The organism is Actinoallomurus acaciae (assembly GCF_042429965.1).
Classification (GTDB): Bacteria; Actinomycetota; Actinomycetes; order Streptosporangiales; family Streptosporangiaceae; genus Actinoallomurus; species Actinoallomurus acaciae.
Window position 1 is genome coordinate 1 of record NZ_JBHLZP010000738.1, and the last position, 4,540, is coordinate 4,540.

At 70.7% G+C, this 4,540-nt stretch carries 5 protein-coding genes and 1 pseudogene; 3 read left to right on the forward strand and 3 right to left on the reverse strand.

Annotated elements, in window-relative coordinates:
* The first annotated feature begins 190 nt into the window (after window positions 1-190).
* The gene (locus ACFFNX_RS46050) at window positions 191-1,006 is read left to right on the forward strand and encodes an SAM-dependent methyltransferase (RefSeq protein ID WP_378212668.1); all 816 of its coding nucleotides are present in this window, start codon (window positions 191-193) and stop codon (window positions 1,004-1,006) included.
* A gap of 8 nt (window positions 1,007-1,014) precedes the next feature.
* Here ACFFNX_RS46050 and ACFFNX_RS46055 read toward each other — a convergent pair.
* Window positions 1,015-1,911: pseudogene (locus ACFFNX_RS46055) on the reverse strand (Sco1979 family transcriptional regulator).
* Between the two features lie 142 nt (window positions 1,912-2,053).
* The gene (locus ACFFNX_RS46060; RefSeq protein WP_285571323.1) at window positions 2,054-2,290 is read right to left on the reverse strand and encodes a DUF397 domain-containing protein; all 237 of its coding nucleotides are present in this window, start codon (window positions 2,288-2,290) and stop codon (window positions 2,054-2,056) included.
* A gap of 198 nt (window positions 2,291-2,488) precedes the next feature.
* Here ACFFNX_RS46060 and ACFFNX_RS46065 point away from each other — a divergent pair, with 198 nt between their 5' ends.
* Window positions 2,489-2,986: an ATP-binding protein gene (locus ACFFNX_RS46065; protein ID WP_378212669.1), complete on the forward strand. Its 498-nt coding sequence runs from the start codon at window positions 2,489-2,491 to the stop codon at window positions 2,984-2,986.
* Here ACFFNX_RS46065 and ACFFNX_RS46070 read toward each other — a convergent pair.
* Window positions 2,979-4,025 carry a DUF2332 domain-containing protein gene (locus ACFFNX_RS46070; protein ID WP_378212670.1) on the reverse strand — a complete coding sequence of 349 codons (1,047 nt, stop codon included), beginning with the start codon at window positions 4,023-4,025 and terminating at the stop codon, window positions 2,979-2,981. The two genes, ACFFNX_RS46065 and ACFFNX_RS46070, sit on opposite strands and share 8 nt — an antisense overlap.
* A gap of 81 nt (window positions 4,026-4,106) precedes the next feature.
* Between ACFFNX_RS46070 and ACFFNX_RS46075 the strand changes: the two genes are divergently transcribed.
* Window positions 4,107-4,540: AfsR/SARP family transcriptional regulator (locus ACFFNX_RS46075; RefSeq protein WP_378212671.1), on the forward strand; the 434-nt coding region annotated here is incomplete at its 3' end.

Below are 4,540 nucleotides of genomic sequence, written 5' to 3' on the forward strand. Positions count from 1 at the left end.
GGACCGACCTCGCCCACCGCGCCCAGGTGGCCGAGCGCGAACACCGCCGCGCCGAACGCGCCGCGCGGGAGGCCCGCCGCCGCGCCCACGACCTCACCCCGGACCCTTCCTGACCACCGAATGACCGGATCGATCCTGGCGATCTCCACATGGGTCTAAGATCAGCCCACAACGGTAGAAAGGGTTGGATGTGACCGGCGCGACGCGGCGGGCATTCCGGGAGTTCGACACGACCCGCCCCAATGTCGCCCGCATCAACGATTACTTTCTCGGCGGTAAGGACAATTTCGCCGCCGATCGGCGCGCGGCGGAGGAGCTGCTCGCGATCGCCCCGGAGATCAGGACCATCGCGACCGAGACGCGGAGCTTCCTCGGCCGGGTCGTACGCTTCCTCGCCGAGCGGGGGATCCGGCAGTTCTTCGACATCGGGTCCGGCCTCCCCACCCTCCCGAACACGCACGAGGTGGCCCGCTCGGTGCTCCCGGACGCCCGCGTGGTCTACGTCGACAACGACCCGGTCGTGATCTCCCATGGCCGCGCCGTCCTCGCCTGCGACGAGCGCACGGCCGTCGTCGAGGGCGACATTCTGCATCCGCGCGACCTGGTCGACGACCGCGAGGTGCGCCGCCTCATCGACTTCGACGAGCCGGTCGCCATCCTCATCTTCGGCGCGCTGCACGTCATCCCGGACGCGGACGATCCCTATCGACACGTCGCGTCGCTGCGGGACGCGACGGCGCCCGGAAGCCACCTGGCCCTCGCCCACCTCGTCCTCGACACCCGGCCCGAGGTCGCGGGTCCCCTCCAGGACATCTACCGAACCGCCCTCCACCGGCCCGAGGCGCACACCACGCGCGACCGCGAGGACGTGCTGCGGTTCTTCGACGGCTTCGAGCTGGTCGATCCCGGTCTGGTCCGACTGCCGCGGTGGCGCCCGGACCACCCGCTGCACGCGTGGTCGGCGAAGAAGGTCTGGAAGGTCGGCGGCGTCGGCCGCAGGCCCTGAGGCAGACCCTAGAGCTCGCCGAGGATGCGGTTGAGGGTGTCCTGGATCTGGGAGGCCGGCTCGGCGTCGATGCAGAGCCGCTCCATCACCATGTGGTAGTGGTCGACGTCCTCGCGCTTGTCGAGGTAGAGGGCGCTGGTGAGCTGTTCGAGGTAGACCACGTCGGGAAGGCTCGGCGAACCGCAGGATGCTGAACGGCCCGCCCGCCGCGGCGTGCCCGCCGAGGGCGAACGGCACCATCTGCAGCGTGACGTTCGGCAGCTCGGTCATCTCCAGCAGGTGCTTCAGCTGGCGCCGCATCGCCTGGACTCCGCCGAGCGGGCGCCGCAGCACGGCCTCGTCGACGACCGCCCACAGGTGCGGTGGCTCCTCGGCCTCCAGCAGCGCCGCCGCATCCGCAGGCCGACGCGGCGCTCCACCTCGTGGCCCGGGGCCGTCGGGTGGCCCAGCAGCGTGACGGCGCGCGCGTAGTCCTCGGTCTGCAGCAGTCCGGGGACGAACTGGACCTCGTACGCGCGGATCCGGGACGCCGCCTCCTCCAGGCCGATGTAGACCTCGAACCAGCTTGGGAGGATGTCGGAGTAGCTGTGCCACCAGCCGGGGGCGTTCGCCTGGTCGGCCAGCGCGAGCATCGCCGCCTTGTCGCTCCCGTCGTCCACGCCGTAGAGCGTCAGCAGATCGGAGACGTCACGGCGCCGGAACCGCACGCGGCCCAGCTCCATGCGACTGATCTTCGAGTGCGAGCCCCGGATCGCCGCACCGGCCTCCTCGCACGTGATCTGCCGCTGTTCGCGCAGCCGGCGTAGCTGGGAGCCCAGGACGATGCGCAACACGGTCGGCCCACCGCGGTGGGGGCCGAACATGTCTTGTGCGGCGTCCTCGCCGCCGGCATGGGACCCGATCATGTGCTCCCCTAGGACACTGGAATCGGCCCAGTGTCCCACTGGAGCCCATGGTTGCAAAGCGCCGCCCCCTGACGGGGCATGGTTCCGCCCGCCCTCGGCGAGCGTGGGTACGCCCGCCTCAGGCGGTGTGCTGTCGCTCGCCTCAGGCGAGCATGTGATCGAAGTCGCCGTCCTTCGCTCCCTTGATGAAAGCGTCGATCTCCGCCCGGGTATAGAGCAGCGCGGGGCCGTCCGGGAACCGTGAGTTGCGAATCGCGATCTCGCCGCACGGCAGTTCGGCGAGTTCGACGCAGTTTCCACTCGGATTGCTGGCATGGCTCTTCAGCCAGCTGGCCTCCCGCAGGCGGGCTGCCGATATTCCGTTGTAGGCCTGATACATGTCGCCTCCAAGCCATCCAAAACCGCCCGACCGGTGAGCCAAAGGTCGGACCCCTTCCGGGGGCGGCGCAACGCTCGTGCACATGCACGTGCATCCGTGCGTGCATGCGTGCTTGCATATGCACGACTTGAGGAGCAAGATAGCGGAACAGCGCATGAAACGCCCCGCGACGTCCCCGACTTCCCCCCAGGGTCCGCAATGAACTTGCCGCCACCGAGCGAAACCACCGGCGTCCCCCTCAACCACCAGGGGTGGGACGATTGGCTCCGCCCTTTTGACGGCTCCCCTTGGTCGGCCGGCGGCCGGCCGCTGGTCGCCGCCCAGGACCTGCCCTCTGAGGCGGCCTCGCCGGGTATAGCCAGGAATGTGACAAAAGACACACTGGCCCGGTGGAGTCTCGGCGCCTTCTACGACGACGCCGCGGTGGTCGTGTCGGAGCTGGTGACCAACGCCATCCGGTACGGCCTGTGCCCCGCCGCCCGCGAACCGCTGCGCCTGGTGCTCGCCCGCTACGAGAGCCAGCTCGTCTGCATGGTGACCGACCCGGCCGACACCGCACCCACGATGCAGGAGCCCGACTGGGTCGCCGAGACCGGCCGCGGCCTGCACATCATCGAGGCCATGAGCCGCGCCTGGGGCTGGACGCCCCTCCTCGGCGGCGGCAAGGCGGTCTGGGCGTCCTTCTCGATCAGCTGACGCGCGGTGGGAAGTCCGAAAGCCACTCCGCGTGCCCGTGGCCGATCGCCGGCCGCCGACTCGGCTCACCGCCGCGGCGCAGCTCCAGAGCGAACCCCTGCCCCTCGAGGTCAGGGGCCCCCTCGAAGGTCAGGTGGAACAGGTCGTGCTCCCGCCCGACGCTCGCGATCGCGGCGTCGAAGGCCTCCCTCCGCTCGGCGGCCACGTGCATGCGCGTCGCGGAGTGGAAGATGACGACCGGCGTCCCGCGCGGCACCTCGGCCACCACCTCCGGCAGCAGGTCGACCGCGTCCCCCGCGTACGTACGGGGCGGGTTCGCCGCCACGACCCGCAACGCCTCGTCCTGAAGGGCCGCCTGCGCGAGGTTCTCCGGCCAGATCAGCGCTCGCAGCCAGAGCCGTTCGTCGGGATCGCCGGCGTCGATGGGATTGAGGTCGATGCCCGCGCGGTCGGCGATGGCGGGCAGCCGGTCGAGGTCGGGCGGCGGTCCTTGTCCGCGCCACTCGGCCGACACGACGACGGGTGAGGACGCCCTCCCCCACGTACGCCCCGCGATCTCGTACCGGTAATCGTCGAAGCGCAGGTGCACGCCCGCGCTGGACCCCACCTCGATCAGCGTCACCGGCTCGTCCGTCATCGACGCCACCATCGTCATGCCGAGCCGCAGGACGGCCGAGCGCTTCACGACGTTCGTCTGGACGAGACGGCGGCGCATCAACTCGATGAGCTCCTCCTGCCGGCTCAGGCAGAACGCCGTGAACGCCGGGCCGGGATCGCCGGTCGCGGGCCCGCGGCCGGTCGAGGGGTACCAGGCCGCCAGCTCGTGCGCCGGATCGCGGAGCAGCAGGTAGTGCACCGACGCCAGCAGCAGGTTGGAGGGCACCTGACCGGAGCGGGCGTGGCGGGCGATGGCGAGCAGCCGCTCATCGGCCGCGACCACCGGGCCGAGCCGCGAGTACAGCGGCGAGTCGGCGAAATGACACGGCAAGGCGGCGAAGAGCTCGGCGAGAGGGTCGGCGGCTCCCGAAGTGGTGCTCATGAGGGGATCGTCGCAAGTGGAATCAACTATCGTCAATGTTGATTATGATCAATATTTCTCCCATGCGTCACAATCGACGCCATGGGGTTCGGCATTCTGGGGGCGACGGAGGTACGGTCCGCCGACGGAGACGCCCTGCCGGTCGGCGGCCCACGGGTGCGCGCGCTCCTCTCCCTTCTGCTGCTGAACGCCGGCCGGCTGGTCACCACCGAGCGCCTCATCGACGGCCTGTACGGCGACGAACCGCCCGCGGGCGCCGCCAACGCCCTGCAGTCCCAGGTCTCCCGGCTCCGGAGGGGCCTCGCCGCCGCCGGCCTCGCCTCGGCGGTGGTGGAGTTCCACGCGGCCGGTTACCGCCTCGCCGTCGAGCCCGAGGACGTCGACGTCCACCGGTTCGAGCGCCTCGCCGCGGAGGGGCGGAGCGCACTGGCCGCGGGTGACCCGGCGCACGCGATGGACCTGCTGAGCGAGGCGCTGGACCTGTGGCGCGGGCCCGCGCTGGCCGACGTGGCCGA